This window comes from Paenibacillus sp. SEL3, assembly GCF_054602585.1.
This window is the reverse complement of record NZ_CM137725.1, coordinates 1,227,472-1,249,664: the sequence shown is the minus strand read 5'-3', so window position 1 is coordinate 1,249,664 and position 22,193 is coordinate 1,227,472. Positions and strand designations below refer to the sequence as shown.

Genomic DNA, 22,193 nt, shown 5'->3' with positions numbered 1-22,193 from the left:
GATCGTCGTCTGGAGCTTCTTTGTGTTTGTTATTCGTCAGGTTTGCTGCTTTTGGAAGAAGAGTTGTTAGTGTCGTTTAAATCTTGGATTACTTGAATCAGCTCATGAAGTGAGACATCCAGCTTATCCAGCTTTTCCTCCATCGTGTGCAGGATGTGCCGCAACAAAATAAAACAAAGTCCAGCCGGAAAGCCTACGTTGGTAACCAGAGAAAGAGCATCATCCATTTGCAATGTATTCCCTCCTTTTTAGCCATATATAAAGGAAGGTAAATTAAACGAACCATATACAACCGATTGTAAAAATAGTATAATAAATAAGAACAAGTGTTCTGATTGTGGTTGTAAAATAGGTTTGGAAATTACCCTATAGTATGAGGATTAGAAAAAGTCAAATCCAAAGAGAAAGGGTGATTTACAATGGATCAGTCTCAGCTAACATTGGTAGAACAATATCGAAAGAAGCTGTACCGCATTGCCTGGAGAATCCAGTATCGTGCTCGGGTACAAACCAATCATGAATTTGTAATGGAAAAGAACGAAGCCGTCAGCGCCCCATCTTTTACAGAATCTTCAAACTCTCATATGTACACATTACAGCTTATCAACTCTCTATCTTCTGAGATCGGAAAAATGATCATCTTTGACCTTTACATACTAGATAAAACCGAAGCACAGATTGCAAAAGAGTTAAAGCTATCCCAACAGGCGGTGAATAAATGGAAAAAGAAAATGCTGAAAGAGTTATTTCGGATGCTGAGTTCGTCCAATTGCTAAAATTAGTACAAAGTGGAGATCAGGAGGCCATGTATAGGATACTTCAATTGTTCGAGGAAGACATTCAAAAGACCAGTCGATATATTCGTATGTCCCGTGAAGATGCTGTCCAAAGCATTGTGACTGATTTTATAGAAGAACTGCGACAAGAGTTAAAGACAGTGAAAAGTGGACAATGGATATAGCCTTGGCTATCCTTATCCGTAGGTTTACTTATTTAACGGAGGGCTTATAAGTTTATGATTGATAACAGGGCTTCTTTTGAGAAAAGTGCGAAGATGTACCCAGTCAACAGTATTCGTTCCAATGTCATCATTCTTGTTTTATTACTGTTAGATCTGTTTCTGGTTATCCCCTTAGTGGGAAATCCATACATTGCAGTTTACGTGTATGTACTGTTGCCACCGATTGTTTTGATAAACATTTGGGCTCTAGTACTGGTCATCATGCCACGCAAATTGCAATTGAATTACATTTTATTCCGTGGTGTATTTGGTTTGATTTGTTCTATGGGCTTCATGATCATGACACAAAAGTTTGCTTATGGCATGTTGGGTCTGGATACTTCATGGTATTTTATAGGTTCTTTTGCCCTTTATGGAGTCGCTTTGTATTACTTTATAAAATATAATTTGGCGAAATTCAAAGATCCTTCAAAACATAAGAAGAAACCAAAAGTTAAGAAAAAAAACAAGAGAGCGCCTGTAGTGACGATCACCACATTTACTGGGGCTGGTTATCTGATAGCGAAGGTTTCCCTCGGATTTGCTACACAACAATTAGTTGCCACAGTATTGATCAGTGTATACTCCATGCTGGCATTTGTTCTTTTTCATTTTATTATGGATTTACACCGCTACTATTGGCTTCATAAGCTGAGGAATCAGACAACAGATTGAACACAATGAAAAAAAAGCCTGCAAATGCCCCAACTTAATAGGGATTCGCAGGCTTTTTAGGCTGTAGATTTATTTAGTCGACATACTTGTTGCCGTCTGCATCAATATAAATGGATTGAACAGCTGTACGGCGGTACGGATAACCTGCCTCTGTGGTGCCGCTAATTTCATAGGTTACAGAATAGATGCCGGGCTTGTCCGCTTTGGATAGCTCAATTTGCCCATTAGGTTTAACCGTTTTTTGCTGTGCCGTCAAACCTTTAGGTGCAGAAGTGACTCCTTGCTGCGGATCACCATAATATTGAACTTGGTAGGTGACTTGTGTCACGCTGTCGGGGGAATCCTGTGTTTTCAGGTTTAGCTTCGGACCCACTGCATTCAGATTGTATTTCAGTTCAGGAACTTGAACAGCCTGGTAACGTGCAATCAGGAGATACGCTCCTTGATCAGGAACTGTGACGTTCAGTTTATAGGTGCCCGGTTTTGGATTTTGAATGACGGCGTTATGATGCCAGGCACCAGCAAAAATATCGTCATCATAGCCTGCTTTCAGATTAATAATTTCACTAGTACCGTCAGGCTTGGTTAGTTCCAGCTGACTCACACGTTTATCGCTGATCCAGTCCAGATCAATGGATTTGACACCATTTTCAACAGTGAGGGTTTCTGAGGCTTGTCCATTATAATCGCCGCCTCGAATAAAGTATGAATTGTCGATCTCGCTATAGGTGGCTTGTACAGCAGAAGCAGTCAGGGAAGATGCTGAAAGTGCTTCAGTTTCCTGATTCAATGCTGGAGTGTTTGCTTGGAGGTAGGGTTGGATCAGGGAGAAAACGTAGGAGCCGGTACGAACCTTGGCATGATCCCAAGATCCGACTTTAACTACACGTCCGCCGGGAAGCTTAGCGTTGTCGACTGTGACCACTCCATCATTCTTACCAAAGGATGAGAGGTAAAGTCCGCCCATTATGTAGGAAGCAGTGCCGCCAGACCAGTTATCACCAGCAAACGTGAAGAATGGAATTGTAGTCGCATTACTGAGTGCATCGGTCTTGGATCGGAAATACTTCATATAAGATGTTTGTAAAGTGGAGGTACCAGGATTTTGTGAGCCGACGATATCTGCCAGCCATCCGGCCCAGCTACTGTAGGCGAGATCTGCAAGTTGTGAGCCATGATGAGGACTGCTGAGGGTGATGACACGTTGTACATAGGGAGCGGCTCCGTTATATACGAGAGCGGTTTGAGTATCCACTCCACCTTTGCTGTGGGCGATAACGATAAGTTTTTTTCCAAAGTGATTACTGATGACCTTAATTTTGTCGGCCAGAAGCTTACCATTGTCCCACATATCTTGGGAGGTGCCATTTGTATCGTACAGATTAATGGTGGCTGTCTGGTATCCGGCGTCACGTGCACGCTGAAGCATATCGTTATTATTCTTGGTCCAGACTTCAGCACTACTGTTCAAACCATGTACGAACAAAAGTGCTGGCTTGGTAGGATCAACGCGATTAGGTGATGGGCCTTCTACCCAGCTTCCAGCGGGATCTTTCGGGGGTTGGGGGGTAGTGGAACCTGCAAAAGCGCCGACGGGGACAAGAGTTATTGATAAGAAAAAAATGAGCATTAAAACAGTGATCTTTTTCAAACTGAAAATCCTCCTTTGTAAAATAAAGTATTTTTCAAGCTTATTATACATGCCATCTTGTGGTAAATCATCAATTGTATTTCATATTTACATTAAAATTTTATTTTTTTAGTCATTTTTTAGTCAGGATATCCCCATGATCCATGGCGCATGATAATCTCGTCACACATTTTATATGTATGGAGGATGAGTTCATGCCAGGAACTAAGAAGGTCATTAGTTTGACGATTTCTGCTGCTTTACTCGCCAGTATGGCTGCTTTGACCGGGTGCGGAAATGCCGATCATAACGTTCGTACGAACAGTACACGCTATAACGCGCAAAGCACACATCGAATGGATGGTGTGAACCGTTATGGTATGGATGGTGTGAACCGTAATGGTATGGATGGTGTGAATCGTTATGGGGTTAAGTCGAATGGTATGGACGGGATGTCATTGAATGAAAATGGCAACCGAACCGGACATCCAGTCCGTAATCTGCAAGTCGATCGCAATTTGTCCAAACGTATATCCGAGATGCCGGATGTAAAGTCTGCGACAGTGCTGGTCGGTGAACGACATGCCTATGTAGCCGTTTCCTTGAAAGACCAAGCCAACGGAACAGGTGTCGGTGCTCCAAGTATTGACGGTACTCCAAGTGCAAACAGTACTGGACGTAACGGGAATGTACCGAGTGTGAATGGCGTTAATGGCACTAGAGGAAACCGTACTACGGATACTACAACGCCTGGAATGACAGACAATGGAGTTACCGGGAATGGAACACCTGCGCGTCGTGATGACGGTTTATTTGGTACGATGGGTACAGGATCGTACGGTATGTTGCGTGGCTTAACGGACAACAACAATCGCACAGATAACGGAAACACCACAATCGAGGGAGCAAGAACTGCATATGAACCAAGTGATGCAGTCAAGAGCCGTATCGCGAATAAAGTGAAGCAATTTGCACCTTCGATTGAACAGGTACATGTATCCGCTAACCCGGACTTTGTCAAACAAGCCACTGACTTTACACACAGTGTGCAAAATGGTCATCCGATTAGAGGCTTGAGCAATGGTATGATGGATGTAATTGAACGTGTATTCCCGACCTCGGCGGCTGATACAAACCGTCCAATGAATAATACAGCACCCACACGTCCACAAAATCATACCCCTGCCCCGATGAATCATCGCTAATTCAAACCCTATAATTGTGCAATGCCAAAGAAAGAGCTATCCATCTCAGCGAATACGCTGGTGGATAGCTCTTTAGTTTTGGGGGAATGATAACTATAACTGAATTATTTGCGCAATCCTTTAATCCATACGCCTTGCAGCTTTAAGTCTCCATCCAGTAACAGGATATCTGCTTGTTTACCTGCTTCAAGCGAACCTGTACGATCAGCAATGTGCAAGGATCGAGCCGGATTCAGGCTGGCCATTTGTGATGCCGCAGGAATACTCATACCCACGTGTTGAACCAAATACCGGAAGCCTTCAATCATCGTTAGTGTGCTTCCGGCCAATGTGACGCCATCCTCCAGTCGTGCTACATCGCCCTGCACAATCACTGGCAAATCGCCGAGTGTATATTTCCCGTCTTCGAGACCAGTAGCAGACATGGCATCGGTGATGAGAATGAGATTATGATCCTGTTTTAACCTAGCGAGCAGGGAAATGGCGGCGGGATGCACATGAATGCCGTCCGCGATGATTTCTGCTTCAATGCGCGGATCAGCAAGTACGGCTCCGGCGGCTCCCGGCTTGCGATGATGCAACGGAGTCATCGCATTAAACGCATGCACCGCATGGTTCAGCCCTGCCGTCGCTGCCTGTTCAACCTCTTCATACGTAGCATCCGTATGACCGAGAGCTGCGGTAATGCCATGGCTGCGCAGCCATGCAATCAGTTCCAGCGCTCCTTCCCGTTCGGGCGCAAGCGTGAGCTGGCGAACAAGGCCCGGGTAGCGCTGCTCCCATTCTGCTACCCATGAGAGATTCGGTGGCACGATATGTTCCGGGTTTTGCGCTCCCGGCCACTTCGGACTGATGAACGGTCCTTCCAAATGTACGCCCTCCAGTTGCGCATAGGGCATAGGTAGTGCCATGTATGCGTGAACTTCACTCAATACCCGGTCAATCTGTTCCTTGGGCGCGGTCATCGTGGTAGCCAGCATAGCTGTCGTACCTTGTGAACCGTGAAAGGAGGTGATCGTATCCAGCACCCTCGGATCGGAGTCCATAAAGTCCTCACCGTTCCCGCCGTGAACATGAATATCAATAAAGCCTGGCAGCAGATAGCCTCCTTCCAAACGCACAATTTTGGCGGTTTTCGCTGCGCTTTCTTCCTGATCTGCGAAGACTAACGCTGTCCAATCGGCGGGCAAATTCGCTTCTGAACCAGCGTATACAATGGATTGCCCCTCAATGACGACAACCCCTTTTTCAATGATGTCATTCCCAACGACAACTTGCCCATACAGTAGCTGGGGTACGGTACCACTCATTTCATCTGACTTCAATTGAACCATTCTCCTGCCTCCTGATCTAATAAAATAAGTACGTTGGGATGGCATTGCAGCAGGGAAGCCGGACACGCTGTCGTGACGGGTCCAGTTAAAGCCTGCTTTATAATGTCAGCCTTATCCGCACCAAAAGCCACCAGTATAATTTGCTTCGCCTTAAGAATCGTGCCTACTCCCATCGTAACTGCTTGCCTGGGTACAGCATCTATTTCGCCAAAAAATCGAGCATTCGCCGAGCGCGTGCTTTCTTTTAAATCTACAACATGTGTAGCTCCAGCCAAGCTGTGACCAGGTTCGTTAAAGCCGATATGTCCATTATGACCAATGCCAAGCAATTGCAGATCCACGGGGCCATGATCCAGAATAGCCTGCTCGTGCGCTGCACATTCTGCTGCCAGATCCAGTGCATTCCCGTCAGGGACACGTGTGTGGGATATCGGAATATCGATATGTTGGAACAAGTGCTCATTCATAAAGCTTCGATAGCTCTGCGGATGTTCTGGGGGAAGACCAACATACTCATCAAGATTCACGGAATAGGCGCGTGCAAAACTGACCTGTCCCTTGCGGTACATATCTGCAAGATGTCGGTAAATGCCAATCGGCGTACTACCGGTGGCCAGGCCAAGCATGGCCTGTGGTTTGGATTGCAGCAAGCTAGCGATCACAGCGGCGGCAGTAGCGTTCAGGTCTTCACGGCTGTTCAAAATGCGTATGTTCATCTTAGTGACCTCCCGGTTGTTTTTTGAGCTTGCTCACTTGTTGATATGAACCTTCCAATCTCGGAATATATTTGTCAAAATCCGCGCTCACCATACCTGTAAACAGAATATCTATGATATGAAGCTGGGCGATGCGGGAGGCCATATCACCACGTCGCATTCCTTCCTCCAATGAGGAGGAAAATAGCGCAATATCCGCAAGGCCTGCCAGCGTGTTGTTTCCGAAGGAGGTCAGGGATAGTGTCTTGGCCCCTTGTTCCTTGGCGCAGCGTAGAGCCGCAATGGTCTCCTGGGTTTCTCCTGAATAAGAGACGGCAAAGGCGACATCTCCCACTCCGAGCGAGGAGGCAGAGGTAATCTGCATATGTGAATCTGCAAAGGCAGTGCTGTTCTTGCCAATACGGATGAGCTTCTGGTAAAAATCCTGCGCCACAATCGACGATGTCGCCATCCCATAGAGATCAATGCGGCTCGTGGCTGACAGCCATGCAATAGCCTGCTCCAGCTTGTCGTAATCCAGCAGTCGGGTCGTGTCTGCAATGGATGCGGTGTGGTTCGCCTGAATAGCTTGCACGATTCGGGGAAGTGAATTTCCGGCGACAATATCCTGATAGGATTCTTCACCATTACGGTTGGAATGGGACAACTCGGCGGCCAGCTTCATTTTGAAATCGGGATAGCCTTTAAAATGTAGTGATTTGCAAAACCGCGTAACGGTCGCTGCACTCACACCACAACGCTCTGACAGCTCCCGAATACCCAGATGTAACACATCTTCCGGGGATTGCAGGATGGATTCCGTCAGCTTGCGCTCCTGTACGGGAAGCAGCTCCAGTCTTTGGGCTAATGTATGAAGAATGGGGGACATGAGCTGTGCTCCTTTGGCTGTAGAGTATTTGCGTGAAAATAAATATCGTTTATAAGAATGATATTAAGAAAAACATTTTCACGTGTATTGTAAAATAATTCTGTCGCTCATGCAAGAGATGTGAGAAGAATTTTTATTAAATTTTGCGAAAAAATAGCCAGCGAAAATTGTAGAAGTTATCATACATTAATTTACATATTGCGAGTTTTACTTACAAAACAACCTATTGACTTGTCTCTTCATTGGAGGAGTATAATTGAATAAAGTTCCAGTGAAGGAATTTTTCTAGGAGCTTTCTTTGCAGAGGGCATCGTTGGGTGGAACGAACAGAATCTCATTCACAAGGAGGAGTTTGCTATGCAAAGCCAAGTGATTGAAATGATCAGCGCAGTCAAGGAAGATCCTGAACTGGTCGCAAAGCTGGATGGACATTCGGACATTATTCATGATGCGGGACTGGATTCGTTGCAGTTGGTTCATTTCATGCTGCAAGTGGAGGATGCATTTGATGTGGAGATTGATTTTGATTCCTTTGAACTGGAGCATTTGAGCTCGGTAGATGCGTTTTGCAGCTACATTCAGGGGATCAGCGATGCGGAACAAGCGCCGCATCTGGAGGGAATGGAGACGGTCTGACGTACAGCTAGGTACATGTGCCTGAAAATCCATTAAACGAGGTGTTAGCATGCAGCCCAAAAGCAATGTGCTGATTGATGAGAAAGCGTTCAAGCTCATCAAGCGTAACCTGAAAAACGCTTCTGTATCTTACCGTAACGCCACACAGGACCCTGCTTTCAAAACGGACATGCCCCAGACGATCGGCATTAAGCTGACTAACCGCTGCAACCTGAGATGTACGCACTGCTTTGAATGGAACGAGGAAGGCTACCATCACCAAATGGATAAAGAAGAACAAAACATGGATCTTGCTCCAGACATGCTCCGGCAAATTTTGAGCGAAACCAAGGAAGCCAAGTCCAGACTGTACATGTGGGGCGGCGAACCAATGTTTCATCGGCGTTTTGATGAAATTTTGGACGTGCTGGCGGAAGATCGGCGCGAAATGACCTTTTGTACAAATGGATTACTTATTGATAAATATTTGGACCGGATTTTGGATTTGTCCGAAAATCTGGAGTTATTAATAGCGATTGAAGGTTTTGAAAGAGAACACGACCTAATTCGCGGTAAAGGCACCTTTCAAAAAACAATGCGGCAGATGGATAAGCTGATTGAACTGCGCGACCAGGGATTGTACAAGGGACGGGTAACTGTCCATGCGGTCATTAACGATAACATGATCGGACGGATGTACGAATTTCTGCAAATGCTGGAGGACAAAAGGCTGGATCTGGTGCTGCTGACGTTCCCCTGGTACATTTCCAAAGAGACCTCCCTCAAAATGGATGAATATTTTACACGTAATTTTTCTTGGCTCCGACAACTCGAAGAAAAAAATATTAGTAGCTGGCATGCTTTCAAATATAAAATCAACCCGGATAACATCGATCCTCTGATGCAGGAACTACAGCGGATCAATGAGCGAGTATGGAACATTCGCGTGCGCTATCAGCCCGGTTTGGATTATGAGGAAATTGATAAATTTATACATGGTGAGGAAATGGTCAGCCGTTGTTCCAATCATTGTTTGGCGCTCACCTCCAGAACAGATATTTTACCAGACGGGAAGGTCATGCCTTGCAAATTTTTCAGTGAGTTCACGATTGGAAGCATGCGTGAGCACAGTCTGAAGGAGATATGGAACTCGGAAGCGTATGAGAAAACCCGTCAAAAGATTAATCATGAAGGATTGACTCCGGTGTGCTCCAAATGCAGCGTATTGTATCTGCACGGGGCAGGCTCTCTGAAATACATTTAGCTTTCTATGAATGTTGTTTGTTACTGGATGGAAGAGAGAGGGATGATGATAAGTCGTGACGACTAAAACAATTAACCTTGTGGAAGCGCTTGCGGATGAACGGGACCATGGAGTCCTGATTTGGCTGTTTAATATCGGTGCAGAGCAAGTATGGCATCCATCCCCCCGCAAGGGGGGCATGGTAGACCGGGATGAACAGCAGGTCGTAAACCGGATGGAGGAAATGAACCTTCTGCTATGTCGAAGTCAGGATGTCATTGTACTTCGGGAATATCCGGATGAGGCGTTTCTGGACATGCTTCAACGGTTGGGCTTTAGCCTGCCGCGTATTGAGGTGCCAGAGCCTTCTGATCCGCTAACGCCGATTTCAGAGCTGGTGCTGGCGGATGAGGCGCTTTTGGCACGACTGCGTACGGTTGCAGATGCAGGCCACAGCAGCAGTGGAGCCAAAGCGTGGCTCGTCCCCTATGCGGTCACACCGCAGGAGGAAGCGATTGCGGAGCTTTGCGGGCTGGAGTTGATCGGCGCTCCATCCGCGGTCAGTGCTCAGGTGAATGATAAAATATTCAGCCGCCTGACCGCGCAAAAGCTTGGTTTTGCTGTCAGCGAAGGCGCTGTATGTACAGACGAATCGGCGATCCGCAGGGAGTGTGCCAGACTGGCTGACTTATCGGATGGACCTGTGAAGCTGATTATCAAGCAGCCGCACGGTGCCTCGGGACAAGGCATGTATATGCTGGACGAGCTGTCCAAGCTGGACACGCTGCTGAGTGTGATGAGGCGTTTTGGCGGCTCGTCGCCATCATCCGGCGGCTGGCTGGTGGAGCGCTGGCACAATAAGCAGATGGATCTGAACTACCAGCTCTGTATTGACGAGGGCGGTGGTGTGACGATGTTTTCGCTAAAAAGGCAAAACGTGGATGGCACCGTGTATATCGGATCTCAAGTGCCGGCTGAGATTGGCGATGCGCTGGAGGAAGAAGTGAGACGCTGCGCCTATCAGCTGGGTACGTATCTCTATTCCATTGGATACACAGGAATGGCCTCTATTGACGGTTTTGTTGACGAAGAAGGTTTGCTGGTTCCAGTCATTGAGATTAACGGTAGGTTTACGTTGTCTACCTATATTTCGTTTTTGTCATCCGTCCTGGGAGAGCAGCACAAAACATTATCCCGTTATTATCGCAACGTTACCGCCACACCTCTCACCTACAGCCGCTTGTGCGGGCTGCTCGCGGAGGAAGGCTTGCTCTATACGCCCGAACGTCCAGAAGGGGTGTTTGTGTATACAGCGGGTACATTGTCTGGTATCCCTGTGAAGCGGGGCTATGTGAACCGGATTTTCACACTTATTTTGGCAGACAGCTGGCAGGAAGCTGATGCGTATGCGCACAAATTGGAAGGTATCATTGCTGGATTAGGATGCTCATAAATGGGAGGGAATCAAGAATGAAAACAGATGTATACCATGTAGTACCCTTGCTGGAAAAGATTTTGAAGCTGGCTCCGGGCGAGCTGGAACAGTTGACTCCGGATCAAGATTTGCGAACCTTGGGGCTGAATTCCTTATCCGCTGTGGAATTAATTGTAGAGTTGGAAAATGAGCTTGATATTACGATGGAGGACGACGATCTAGTGCTGGAGCATCTATCTACACTGCAAGGCATCGAGCGTCTGCTGGGCAAATATGCATAAGGGCGCTGAAAAGACAAGGTTGATGCAGGAATCCGATATGGAGACTCGTCATGATTCCGTTGTGGACTATGGTGCAGAAGAAGTCGCAAACGCTCTTCCAGGGAAACATTGTGTATATTCTTCCCTGCGTACCTCATTGCGGAGGTACGGGGTGACCATGGCCGAATCCGAGCTATTCATGCTGTGTGGGAGTATGTGCGCAGAGTATGGTGGAGATTTGAAGCGCTTCGGGCCTGAGAAATATCCGGAGCAGCTTCAAGAAATGGCAGCCAGTGGTGGACCTGTTATTCGGGTGGAACCGTGGGTCGCTGGTGTCAGTGATGAAACCGACTTGTTGCGGGTACTTACATCGGGCTACGGTACCATGCTGCATACGTCAAGCACCGCTTTAACCTATCACGATGTATATGTGAAAAATTACCCAAGGGGCCACGTGATAGAGTTGTGCGGATTGGACTTGCAAGAACGGACAGCACAGGTGAATGATAGCTTCCTGCTCGATTCCTCGGGACATGCCATGACTTATGTGGGCTCAGCCCGGCTCGACGATCTGATGCAGGGCATTATTGAGTATGCATGGCTGGTGGAGCAGCCTGCCCCGCTTTCGCCAAGTGAGATGCATGCTGCGTGTGCTCATCATATTCGACAGTATTTGACTGGACACGAAGCCATCTGGAGAGGTGTACCTACGTCTAATAAGTCGGTCAGTCAAACGGGGAAAGCTGTAACAGGCAAGCAGGTCAAGCGGGGAGATGAGGGGTACCGGGCATTTGTTGATGACTTCCGTCTGTTGGCAGACATGGAGGATCAGGATTTTCGGACGTACTGTCATGAAATCTATTACAATCTGCGATTGGGCAGTGCTCTTCATTTGACGGATTATACAGCTGATTATTGCCTGCTGCACCAAGCCACGCTGGGGCCACAAACACAGCATGTAATTGAATTGGCACAGGGGCTGTACGCGGATTGGCACAAGCTTAATCTGCATATTTACAAAACAGGGCTTCAACTGCGCAAGCATCGGATGCCTGAGATTACGGAACGAGCTTTGCATTTAATTGAAAGACAGCGGCATATGCTGGAGGAACTGATGATTTTAGCAGAGCAAGCAGCCGAGTAGTCCAAGCATTCGGTCGTATCAGACCGTTCATCCAGGTGTCCTGCACAGAGGAAAGAGGAGGGGGATTAATTGCCGTCCATTACATTAAACCAATTGTCGAAAACATTTACGTACTACAAAAAGGAGCCGGGCGTGCGCAAATCGTTGCAAAACTTGTTCAGGCGTGAGCAGCTGACCAAAGAGGCTGTGCAAAATGTCAGCTTTAGCATTGAGGAGGGGGAAATTGTCGGATTTCTCGGTCCAAACGGGGCAGGCAAAACAACGACGCTCAAAATGCTGTCTGGCATTCTCCATCCCACGGACGGGGAGGCATCGGTACTCGGCTTTACCCCGTGGAAACGACAAAAAGAGTTTAAACGTCAATTTTCCATTGTAATGGGACAGAAAAACCAGCTCTGGTGGGATTTGCCTGCAAGCGAGTCATTCGAGCTGAACAAGCTTATCTATGAAATCGATGAAAACCGTTATAAAGAGGCACTGGATGAACTGGTCACTCTGCTTGGGGTGGAGGAGCAGCTTCATGTGCAGGTTCGGCGGCTGTCTCTCGGCGAGCGTATGAAAATGGAACTGATCGCCGCGCTGCTGCATCGTCCACGGGTCATTTTGCTGGATGAGCCGACCATCGGACTGGACCTTGTTTCTCAGCGGCGAATTCGAGAGTTTTTCAAAGCCTATAACCGCACGCACCGGACGACCATCCTGCTGACAAGCCACTATATGAAGGATATTGAGGATTTGTGCAGTAGATCCATCATTATCAGCGGGGGCAGATTGGTCTATGACGGAGACTTACACAAGGTGAACGAGGTCATCGGTGCCCGTAAATTGCTCAAGGTTCGACTGGAGACCCCTGTATCCAACCTAACGTTGGCGAGCCTCGGCAAACTTCGCTCCAACTCGGAGCTGGAGGCGGTATTCGAGCTGGATGCAGAAGATACCTTGGCTTGGTCCAAAAAGATTTTGGACGCACTGCCTGTCGTTGATTTTACGATTGAGGACGTCCCGCTGGAAGAGGGGATAGCCAATTTGTACGATGGGGGCAGGCTGGCCGATGCGAAATAACAAATATGTGAAGGTACTCCAGCTCGGCATGCAAAACGAAATGGAGTATCGGGCTAATTATTGGCTCCAAATGGCGGGATTTATGCTGCCCATCATGACGCAAATTTTTCTCTGGCTAGCTGTATTTGGTTCTTCGGGACAAGCAAGAGTGCTGGGTTATTCTCTGCCAGAAATGCTAGTGTATGTGGTCATGGCGGGAGTCACTGGAAAACTGATTGCTACGGGCTTTGAATACGAAATTGCTACAGATATCAAGGAAGGTGGACTGGCAAAATTCATGGTACAGCCTGTGCATTATTTCGCTTACCGTTTTTGCCGGTTTATCGGAGGCAAAGTCATACAGTCCGCGGTCGTGCTGCTGGCGGCTGCTATTTTGCTGTTATGTCTTAGCCTGGAAGGACAAATCAGCTTCGGGCTATCGTACATCTTGCTTTACATATTGGCGTTGCCGGGAGCGCTTGTGCTTAATTTTGTGGTCTATTATGCGTTGAGCGGCATAGCCTTTTGGGTGACGGAATCGGCGGGACTATTTTATACGCTGTCGCTTGTCATTTACGTAGCTAGCGGTACCGTGTTTCCGCTGACGATTTTTGGAGATGTTTTGGCCCGTCTGTTCAGTCTGCTACCGTTCAGCTACACCGTATTTTTTCCGGTGAATGCGTTGACGGGCAAGCTGACTGTACTGGAAGCCGCTAAAGGCATTGGCGTACAATGGCTCTGGATTGTAGCGCTGGCGGCCCTATCACGCTGGGTGTGGCAAGCCGGGGTCAAACGCTTTGTCTCGGTGGGGGGGTAACATGAAAAATGTTTTCCGAAACGTTAGGCGCTACATCAGACTGTACTGGAAGTTTGTCCAGTTTTCCGTCATGTCGCAGATGGAATACCGCATTAATTTTATAACTGCATTTCTGGTTGAAACGGCTTATTTACTCATCAAGCTGCTGTACGCATCGGTACCATACCGCGCCGGGACGGACATTAACGGCTGGTCTCCTGACGCCATATTGTTATATATCGGCGTGTTTACGATGATGAGCGGATTTTATAGTGGATTGTTCTACAGTAATTTTACAAGCCTGCCTGACAAAATTCGTACCGGCTCACTGGATGTGCTCATGACCAAACCCGTATCGCTGCAATTTATGGTGACACTGCGTCAATTTGAACTGGGCTATACCGTGCCAAATGTAATTGGCGGCGGAATTATGACGGGGATCGGCTGGTATCGACTCGGATTGCCGTTTAATTTTGAAACCGCAGGAGGGTTCTCTGTGCTGCTCGGATGCGGAGTGCTTACGGCATACTCCGTATTTTTGCTCCCCCAACTGCTGGCCTTCTGGATTATCCGCACGAACGGCGTTACGGAGCTGTCCAACAGCATTTTCGAGACAAACTATGTGCCGATGGCCGTGTACAGTAATCTGATTCAGCGTATCGGTTTGTTCGTGCTTCCGGTGTTTGTCATTTGTAATTTTCCGCCCATGTTCATTCTCGGCAAAATGGAACCCGGGTTGGTGGTATGGGCATTTCTCGCACCTCTCTGGCTGCTGGCGATCATCCGCCTGATATGGCAGTTTGCTCTACGTGATTATACGAGCGCGAGTCAGTAGCGCTACCGTGTAGTGGGCCAATAATGAAGCAGGAAAGGAAGCGAATCATATGAATGCGATACCGAATCAGCGTCATTTGTATATGGGAACATTCGAAGCGGAGGCTTACTGGCGGGATGCCCAGTTAGCTTCCCTGCCAGCCCTGCCTGACCGGGCTTCTTCAGCGATTGTAGCAGCCATGGATGAACTGCTGTTCAGCTTTTGCCAGCCGGGAGATGCGTTATTGACCCGTTATGCCATTTCGCCCGTACATCGTCAGTATATCGCGCAGTTGGGCTTTCATCCGGCTGTCAACGAACGGGATTTGACCGATGGCATGGAGCGTGCAGGCAATGTATCGACCGCTTCCGTATTTGAACTGCTGGGTAGTCGCAAGGCCGATGCCGGAGAGGGATTTCCTCAACTGGAAGGCTGTGTGCTTAGCCCGTTTGCGGGTTTACCGCATGTGGAGGAGGCTGCACGTGCTTGGGGAATAACACTACATCAGCCACCGCTGGAAACGATTCGCAAGGTAAATGCCAAAACGTATTCCTCTGATCTGAAACGCAGCCTTGGTCTGCGCAACCCGGGTTATATTGTGACTTCGTTTGCAGATGTCGCTGAGGCGGGGCGTAAGCTGCTGCGGGATGGAAGCTTTTTAATCAAGGATGATTTTGGCGTATCGGGCAAAGGAAACCTGCACATTACCTCGACACAAATGCTGGACCGGATCGTGTCGTATTTACGTGGACAGGAGCGCAAAGGCAAACAGGTGCTTTTCCTTTTGGAGCCTTTCCAGGAGAAAGAGCAGGATTTTTCATGCCAATTTACGATTGGTGATAATGGAAGTGTCGATATCATATCTGTACAATGGCTGGCTAACACACAATTCTCCTATCGGGAATCCTTGTCGCCGGACGGGGCTTTTTTGGAGCGGCTGGAGCGCGAGGGTTATTTTAGCTTAATGCAGGACGTGGGGCGGCAATTGTATCAGGATGGTTATTACGGCGATGTTTGCATTGATTCCATGACACTTCGTGGTGGGAAGCTGGAGCCTATTATCGAAATTAATGCCAGAAAGTCGATGAGCTTAATCAAGCATCAGCTTGATACTTTTCTGGCCGGAAAAAATATGCGTGGCACGCTGACGAATTATTCACTGTCCCATGATGGCAGTCTATCCTATGAAGAACTGCTGGAGGGGCTGAAAGGTGAAGGATTGCTGTTCACAGGTGAACGTGAAGAAGGTGTCATGCCTCTGGGTGCCAATACGTTATATGTGAACACAGGTGGACGAGATGGCGAGAACAAGATTGTGGGCCATACAAGCACGCCAAGCAGAAATGCAACCGGGCGCGGAGGCAGATCGCCTGCCAAGCAGGTTCGTGTGAGCGGAATTGGGGCCAGCGGTGGCGGATCAGAAGGGAATGGCACGGCTAAGCCGGACTTGAATGGTGAAAAAGAAACCGCTGGAAGCGAACGGGCACGAGGCAAGGGGCGCCTTTATTTGGAACTGGTTGCCGCGAGCGATGAGGAAAAAATGCGATTGACTACAAAGCTGGAGCGTTTTTTGGCAGAGCATCATTTTACAGTGCTGAATTAAACGGGAGGCGTATGAGCATGCGTAGGAGTACCGATAAGCTTATGAAGGTAACGATTTTATGTTCCGGTTTCGGATTGGGCTTTTATACCCCTGGCTTGTTGTTGCAAGCGGGTCTTCGCAGGCTGGGCATGGATACGGCGATTCATGTATTTGAAAATGTACTGCCGGAATCGGCTCGTCTTAAGGTCGACAAAAGCCGCAAAGCTTACCATGACAATTTTGCGGTGGCCTTAATGTCGCAGAAGGTTCCGCAGGATATGCGTAATTCACTGGATCTCGCTGCGATGGAAGTGCTGTTGAACCAATGGATGGAGGAGGATCGGCGGTATTTTATATGCTTATCCGGTCATTGGATGTATGTGTTGGAAGAGTATCGCAAGCGCAGAGAACCTGAATCGGTGCATGTGGACATCGTGTACATGGATTCGACGCCTTCCCCATCTTGGAAGAATCTAGCCAAGCATAATCCGCATTTTGCAGATGGCTGTGGAGAAACGACCTTTTTTGAAAATGATAACAATAGAGTCAGCTACTATATTGATATTCCGGCTGTGGAGTATGTTCCGTTTGAAGAACGGCAATCCCGCTTATTCGTACATGGCGGCGGTTGGGGGATGGGCACCTACCGTGACAAGGTTGGACGGTTAGAAGAAGCGGGCTGGGAGCTGGATCTGCTGTTGTATGATCAGGATCAACCGGATGAACAGCGGGACAGTATACGCTATTTTCAGATGGATCCGCAGTGGAGGACATGGCAGCGAAATGAAGCCGGGGAGCATACATTTCCACCTTTCGGAGAGGTGAAAAAGGGCGAGAAGACCGTGTATCAGGTCGGACCGGATTACCATAGCATGCTGGACCAAGCCTGTCATGTCCAGGCCATTGTCAGCAAGCCAGGAGGTGGCAGCCTAACCGATTCGTTCGCTACAGCCACTCCACTCATCATGCTGGAGCCATTTGGTGTGCATGAAAAGCATAATGCAGATCTATGGGAACGGCTGGGACTTGGTATGCGGTACGATACGTGGATACAAACCTATGACGGCAGTGCTCAGATACTGGAGGATATGCATCGCAGGATCGTAGAGCTGCGCAGTCGAACGCCGCGTTATATAGAGTCCTATGTGAATAGCATCCAAATGTTAGCAGGCTCACCGGGAATGGAGCAGGGGTCATGAACGCTGCGGCGGCTGCGCAAGAGCCTGCGATGCGAGATATTCGCTTTGGGATCATTGGCTGTTCTGCCATTGCTCCCCGTGCGTTGCTGGAACCGATCCGACATGTTGCAGGGGCACGCGTGACCGCGCTTGCGAACCGCACGGTTGCCAAGGCAGGAGAAATGGCAGATCGTTTTGGCGTCAGTGTCGTTTATCGGCATGCTGAGGATATGCTAAAGGACCCGGAGATCGACGCTGTATATATTGCACTCAGCAACGACTTGCATGCCGAGTGGATTGGCAAAGCACTACGGGCCCATAAGCATGTGCTGGTGGAAAAGCCGTTATGCCTGAATACGGCTGATCTGGCACCCTTGGCAGCTATAGTCGAGCAGAGTAACGTTCACCTGCTGGAGGGTGTCATGGTGCAGCACCATCCGTGGCAGCGTGAGCTGCGGAGGATCGTAGAATCGGGGCGTTATGGTCGTTTATGCTCCATAGAGACGAGTTTATGTATTCCGGCAAAAGAAGGGCATGCGGACAATTACAGATCCCGTCCGGAGCAGGGTGGGGGATGTTTTTGGGATTTAGGCGTGTACTGGCTCCAATTGCTCCAGGCCGTCGTTGGATTAGATCAGGCGGAATTCCACAGTCAATCGGATTTCAATGGTCCTCATGGCTGTGACTGGACATTTCGTGCGCAAGCCCGTTATCCGAGTGGATTGGAGGCATCTGCCCTCTTTTCATTCGAGCGCCCTTATCGCTGTGCTCATGTACTGACCTTTGATTCGGCAGTAGTCACTTTAAAGGACTGCTTTCGAGCAAATTTAGGCTTTTATAAAATGACACTCAAGACGGAGATCAAAAAGAATATCGCGTCAAATATAGCGGATGCGGACGCACTGCCTGTGTTATCACAGACATCTTCGTATACCAAAACGGTTTTCGAGCCTATGAACTATTATGTCAATCAGTTGAATACCTTTTGCGGTATCATCCGGGGAGAAGCGGAGCCCATACCATTTCGCGAGGCTGCGGAACGCGTCAGACTGCTGGCAGCCATTCATGAAGCAGCACGCTCGGGCGAGACGATCTATGCAGTATGAGCATGATTGTGTTTTCGAGCGGTGGGAAGCGAATGATGCAAAATACGGAGTATCAAGGCAAAGAGAGGAGGGGAATTCAGTAGATGGATAAAAAGGACGAAGCCTTACTGGAACGATTCGGCGAGCATCCGACGCCATTTTACTATTATGACGGGGACGCGCTGCATGCTCATGTCAGCTCGTTGCTGTCCCGATTGCACCCGGCTGTGCGTGTACATTACGCGCTCAAGGCTAATGGTAACGTAGCCTTGGCTGGGTTGCTGCGCTCGTTAGGTTGTGGTGTTGAGATTGCTTCGGCCGGAGAAATGTTCGTCGCTATGGAGGCCGGGTATGCTGCGGAAGACGTGCTGTACGCCGGACCGGGAAAAACAGTAGCCGAGCTGAACGAGGCGATAGCCTATGGAATCGGCTGTATTCATGTCGAATCGGTGAGGGAGCTGCGTCTGCTGGAGGACATTGCGGCCCAAGCGGGCCAGCTTGTCAGGGCAGCGGTTCGCATCAATCCTGATAACGATCTATCTGGAGCAACGATTAAGATGGGCGGCGTTCCGCGCCCCTTTGGAGTAGATGAAGGACAGCTGGATCACTTTTTTAAGGTGCTGGAAGATTGCCCACACGTCCATTTTCAAGGTATTCAAGTATATACAGGTACGCAAATGCTGAAATCGGATCAGATTTTAGCTTCATTTGCGAATACGCTGCAGTTGGCAGAACGGGTACAGGCTCAGTATGGTGTGGCAATGCATACGGTCAATTTGGGCGGCGGGTTTGGTGTACCTTACTTTGCTCATGAGCAACCTCTCGATATGGATCACGTCATTGACGGACTGAACGCACTCGCGGAACAGACCCGAATCCGCATGCCCGGGGTTAAGCTAATCATCGAAAGCGGCAGGTATCTGGTTGCTCAATCGGGCATGTATGTCTGCCGAGCATTGTATACAAAGGAATCCAAGGGAGAGAAGTTTGTCGTGGCTGATGGTGGCATGAATCACTACGCCGCAGCTACTTTTCGAGGACGCCGCATTAGGGACAACTACCCGGTACGAATTATGCGCAGGCAAGTGGGAGAATCGAAAGAACCCAAAGAACGAGAGTTGGAAGCAACCCTACGGATGGGGCAGAGAGACGTTTCTGCTCAAACGGCTGTTGCTGTCGAACAATCATTAGAAGAGGTTGCAAACCGAACAGGAGGGCCTTTGGAAGAAGCATCCATGGAGCTGGAGACGGTAAGCATTGTCGGTCCACTTTGTACGCCCGAGGATTGTATTGTGAAAAAAGCGCAGCTTCCTCCGATTTACGAGGGCGATTATATTGCTTTTCCGAATGCAGGAGCCTATGGATTAAGCTATAGTCCACTACAATTTCTGGGACATGCTACCCCGGCGGAGCTGCTCGATTTTCGTGGGGAGGTACATGTCATTCGTGAACACGGTGACCGCACGGACCTGCTGCGTCATCAGCGCATGATTCCGTTGCCTGAGGATGTGGTATAAGTGAGCATTTTGCATAAATCCCAAGAGCGTTTTTAAATCAGCAATATATAGATCGAAACGCTTTAGTTCGTCTATATATTGTACTTACGAGCGTTGGGAATCGAATGATGCAAAATGCTGAAGTATATAAAAAAAACGCCAAACTCATGGGAACCGATACAAATCGGACCTGTGATTTGGCGTTTTTTTACATGATGAGTAGGGTAGTATCGACTTAATGTTGCTTGGAGCTGCGCATTTCCTGACGCACAAGCTGCCATACCATAAAGATCAGTACAGCGATTTGTGGGACAAATGTTTCCCAAGTTGGATACATTCCCAGCCAGCTAATGGACGGAAGCGAGGAGGCAGTGTGCCCCGAAAGCTTGCCAGCCACCTGAAGCGAATGAATACTTTCGCCCAGAAATCGGAATACGAGATAGTAAATCAGTGCAGTGGCAGTCAGGAAAAAGGCGCGAATCGGCAACCGTACACTAAATTTAATGATCGCAAACGCCAGAATGACCAGAATAAACATCGCCGAGCTAATGCCGATCAGCAATTGCGAGGTTTCGATGGCTGGAGCCATACCGACATAAAAGATAGCTGTCTCGGCTCCTTCACGCAGAATTGCGAGCGCAGAAACCGCAAATAGCGACCACAGGCTTCCCCGTGCCAATGCGTTGCCCACGCTGTTTTCCACAAAGCGGTTCCATGCGGCAGCATTGGATTTGCTATGTAGCCAGCTACCAACGGTCAGCATCAGCACGACTGCTACCAGTCCGGTGACACCTTCCAGCAGCTCACGCATGCTGCCCGATGCGGCTGCTGCCACCAGTGTGGTGAACAGCACTGCCAGAATTCCGCTCAGCACCAGCCCCGTTCCAGCTCCTGCCCATATCCACCGTCCAGCCACGGCTTCGCCACTTTTTTTGGCATACGCCAGCAGAGCTGCGAGCACGAGGATGGCCTCCAGACCCTCACGCAGCAAAATCAGTGCGGCATCCCACGCAGTGTAAGAACGTTCTTCCGTCAACGGACGGAGCCTGTCCAGCATCTGATCAAGAGTCTGTATGGCTTTGTCTCTATTCGGTGGAGAAGACAGCAGATATCCGGAAGCCTCGGTCATTTCATTTTCAATCGCAGTGTAAGACGTCGGATCGGCAATTTGTACATGTCCTTCGACAGAAGGCCACAGAGCGATAAACTGCACTACCTTGTCAGCCGCTTGCTCTGATTGATTAGCTACAGCATCTTGGCGTGCGGATTTGAGCAAGGTGACTGCATCGCCCAAGGAAGCTGTCGAACCATTCGTCGTTCCGGTAGCCGTATTGCCTGTATTCGTTCCTTGCCCTGTGTTCACAGATTTGCCCTGACTATAATCAGACAACAGAGTCGTTAATTCCTGCATTTCCCTGAGAGCCTGTTCTTGGCGAATGGGCTCAGCTTGCATGGAGATGCGAATGAGACTGATTTTAGTTTCGAGCGAACTGTATACCGGAAAATTGTCCAAACGAATCGGTGTTTCTACCTGATACCAGGCTTTGACGATTCGGTCGTAATCCACCCGGGCGGCAGCCCAATCGCCTTTTTGCATGGCGGCCAGACTGCCCTTCGCCATGGGAAGCAGTTTTTCCGCTGCTTTGGCTCCAGCCGGGGCTGGTTTGTCCCCTTCGGCAGCAGTGACGTACTCATTGACCGAGCGCGCTAGCACGGATAAGGCAGCTTTCGCTGATTCCCCGCCGCCACTGGCGAGTGTCTGCTCCGCATCGGTGAGTGCTTGATCTACAGTCGCGATGTGAGCTGAATCTCCACCATTTGTCTTGGCGGCCTCCCACAGCGTGCGGAATTCTTTCAGATCCTTGGAGGCTTCCGTCCATTGGGCTTGTCCCGCTTCCACCAGCGCTCCGCCCACTACAGGCATCAGCTGATCATTGGTGACAGCTTTGGCATCTGTTTGTGCAAAAGCGACCGACCCGAAGCTGGATAGGAACGGAGCTACGGTCAGCAGCAGAGCAGCCACCAACCCCAACACCCATCCCAAGCTTTTATTACGCCGATTCATATAAATCCCCT

General features: G+C 48.8%; 22 protein-coding genes. 16 read left to right on the top strand and 6 right to left on the bottom strand.

Annotation, left to right across the window (positions count from 1 at the left end):
* Positions 1 to 29: 29 nt before the first annotated feature.
* Positions 30 to 227, bottom strand: coding sequence for a YvrJ family protein (locus tag ACYCS5_RS05900; protein WP_230585117.1), 198 nt, complete (start codon positions 225 to 227; stop codon positions 30 to 32).
* A gap of 192 nt (positions 228 to 419) precedes the next feature.
* Here ACYCS5_RS05900 and ACYCS5_RS05895 point away from each other — a divergent pair, with 192 nt between their 5' ends.
* From ACYCS5_RS05895 to ACYCS5_RS05885, 3 genes are read left to right on the top strand one after another with little or no spacing between them, the layout of a single operon-like run.
* Entirely contained in the window at positions 420 to 776 is a 357-nt protein-coding gene (locus tag ACYCS5_RS05895) for a sigma-70 family RNA polymerase sigma factor (RefSeq protein ID WP_322252298.1), read from the top strand.
* Positions 777 to 805: 29 nt separating this feature from the next.
* The gene (locus ACYCS5_RS05890) at positions 806 to 961 is read left to right on the top strand and encodes a hypothetical protein (protein ID WP_230585106.1); all 156 of its coding nucleotides are present in this window, start codon (positions 806 to 808) and stop codon (positions 959 to 961) included.
* Positions 962 to 1,015: 54 nt separating this feature from the next.
* Positions 1,016 to 1,675 carry a hypothetical protein gene (locus ACYCS5_RS05885; RefSeq protein ID WP_459760946.1) on the top strand — a complete coding sequence of 220 codons (660 nt, stop codon included), beginning with the start codon at positions 1,016 to 1,018 and terminating at the stop codon, positions 1,673 to 1,675.
* Between the two features lie 73 nt (positions 1,676 to 1,748).
* Here ACYCS5_RS05885 and ACYCS5_RS05880 read toward each other — a convergent pair whose 3' ends face one another.
* Complete coding sequence (locus ACYCS5_RS05880) at positions 1,749 to 3,326, bottom strand: esterase/lipase family protein (RefSeq protein WP_459760945.1); 1,578 nt, start codon at positions 3,324 to 3,326, stop codon at positions 1,749 to 1,751.
* 194 nt (positions 3,327 to 3,520) lie between these two features.
* Between ACYCS5_RS05880 and ACYCS5_RS05875 the strand changes: the two genes are divergently transcribed.
* The gene (locus ACYCS5_RS05875; protein WP_459760944.1) at positions 3,521 to 4,510 is read left to right on the top strand and encodes a YhcN/YlaJ family sporulation lipoprotein; all 990 of its coding nucleotides are present in this window, start codon (positions 3,521 to 3,523) and stop codon (positions 4,508 to 4,510) included.
* Between the two features lie 104 nt (positions 4,511 to 4,614).
* Here ACYCS5_RS05875 and nagA read toward each other — a convergent pair whose 3' ends face one another.
* Genes nagA through ACYCS5_RS05860 form a run of 3 tightly spaced genes read right to left on the bottom strand, consistent with a single transcriptional unit; the run spans position 4,615 to position 7,428 of the window.
* A complete protein-coding gene (gene nagA, locus ACYCS5_RS05870; RefSeq protein ID WP_459761302.1) occupies positions 4,615 to 5,835 on the bottom strand; it encodes an N-acetylglucosamine-6-phosphate deacetylase in 1,221 nt (406 codons plus the stop codon).
* A complete protein-coding gene (nagB, locus tag ACYCS5_RS05865) occupies positions 5,832 to 6,560 on the bottom strand; it encodes a glucosamine-6-phosphate deaminase (protein ID WP_340956678.1) in 729 nt (242 codons plus the stop codon). Before nagB ends, nagA begins: the two co-directional genes overlap by 4 nt.
* Position 6,561: 1 nt before the next feature.
* The gene (locus tag ACYCS5_RS05860) at positions 6,562 to 7,428 is read right to left on the bottom strand and encodes a MurR/RpiR family transcriptional regulator (protein ID WP_069011015.1); all 867 of its coding nucleotides are present in this window, start codon (positions 7,426 to 7,428) and stop codon (positions 6,562 to 6,564) included.
* Positions 7,429 to 7,785: 357 nt separating this feature from the next.
* Here ACYCS5_RS05860 and ACYCS5_RS05855 point away from each other — a divergent pair, with 357 nt between their 5' ends.
* The 12 genes from ACYCS5_RS05855 (at position 7,786) to ACYCS5_RS05800 (ending at position 20,138) form a co-directional block, all read left to right on the top strand.
* Complete coding sequence (locus ACYCS5_RS05855) at positions 7,786 to 8,064, top strand: acyl carrier protein (RefSeq protein WP_013311713.1); 279 nt, start codon at positions 7,786 to 7,788, stop codon at positions 8,062 to 8,064.
* 49 nt (positions 8,065 to 8,113) lie between these two features.
* A complete protein-coding gene (locus ACYCS5_RS05850; protein WP_069011016.1) occupies positions 8,114 to 9,307 on the top strand; it encodes a radical SAM/SPASM domain-containing protein in 1,194 nt (397 codons plus the stop codon).
* A gap of 55 nt (positions 9,308 to 9,362) precedes the next feature.
* Positions 9,363 to 10,739, top strand: a complete 1,377-nt coding sequence (locus ACYCS5_RS05845) for a peptide ligase PGM1-related protein (protein WP_069011017.1) — start codon at positions 9,363 to 9,365, stop codon at positions 10,737 to 10,739.
* A gap of 17 nt (positions 10,740 to 10,756) precedes the next feature.
* Positions 10,757 to 11,002, top strand: a complete 246-nt coding sequence (locus tag ACYCS5_RS05840) for an acyl carrier protein (protein WP_023990061.1) — start codon at positions 10,757 to 10,759, stop codon at positions 11,000 to 11,002.
* A 37-nt stretch (positions 11,003 to 11,039) separates the two neighbouring features.
* Positions 11,040 to 12,125 (top strand): hypothetical protein, encoded by a 1,086-nt coding sequence (locus tag ACYCS5_RS05835; RefSeq protein WP_459760943.1) that lies wholly within the window; start codon positions 11,040 to 11,042, stop codon positions 12,123 to 12,125.
* A gap of 69 nt (positions 12,126 to 12,194) precedes the next feature.
* A complete protein-coding gene (locus ACYCS5_RS05830) occupies positions 12,195 to 13,187 on the top strand; it encodes an ABC transporter ATP-binding protein (RefSeq protein WP_029518330.1) in 993 nt (330 codons plus the stop codon).
* Complete coding sequence (locus tag ACYCS5_RS05825) at positions 13,177 to 13,983, top strand: ABC transporter permease (RefSeq protein WP_029518331.1); 807 nt, start codon at positions 13,177 to 13,179, stop codon at positions 13,981 to 13,983. Before ACYCS5_RS05830 ends, ACYCS5_RS05825 begins: the two co-directional genes overlap by 11 nt.
* Position 13,984: 1 nt before the next feature.
* Complete coding sequence (locus ACYCS5_RS05820) at positions 13,985 to 14,797, top strand: ABC transporter permease (RefSeq protein ID WP_029518332.1); 813 nt, start codon at positions 13,985 to 13,987, stop codon at positions 14,795 to 14,797.
* A gap of 49 nt (positions 14,798 to 14,846) precedes the next feature.
* Entirely contained in the window at positions 14,847 to 16,379 is a 1,533-nt protein-coding gene (locus ACYCS5_RS05815; RefSeq protein ID WP_029518333.1) for a hypothetical protein, read from the top strand.
* A 17-nt stretch (positions 16,380 to 16,396) separates the two neighbouring features.
* Positions 16,397 to 17,557 (top strand): hypothetical protein, encoded by a 1,161-nt coding sequence (locus tag ACYCS5_RS05810; protein ID WP_029518334.1) that lies wholly within the window; start codon positions 16,397 to 16,399, stop codon positions 17,555 to 17,557.
* Entirely contained in the window at positions 17,554 to 18,642 is a 1,089-nt protein-coding gene (locus tag ACYCS5_RS05805) for a Gfo/Idh/MocA family protein (RefSeq protein WP_029518335.1), read from the top strand. Before ACYCS5_RS05810 ends, ACYCS5_RS05805 begins: the two co-directional genes overlap by 4 nt.
* 83 nt (positions 18,643 to 18,725) lie before the next feature.
* Positions 18,726 to 20,138, top strand: coding sequence for a type III PLP-dependent enzyme domain-containing protein (locus tag ACYCS5_RS05800; RefSeq protein ID WP_459760942.1), 1,413 nt, complete (start codon positions 18,726 to 18,728; stop codon positions 20,136 to 20,138).
* A gap of 214 nt (positions 20,139 to 20,352) precedes the next feature.
* Here the strand turns inward: ACYCS5_RS05800 and ACYCS5_RS05795 are convergent, their stop codons facing one another.
* Positions 20,353 to 22,182: an FTR1 family iron permease gene (locus ACYCS5_RS05795; protein ID WP_342425177.1), complete on the bottom strand. Its 1,830-nt coding sequence runs from the start codon at positions 22,180 to 22,182 to the stop codon at positions 20,353 to 20,355.
* Between the last annotated feature and the right edge of the window lie 11 nt (positions 22,183 to 22,193).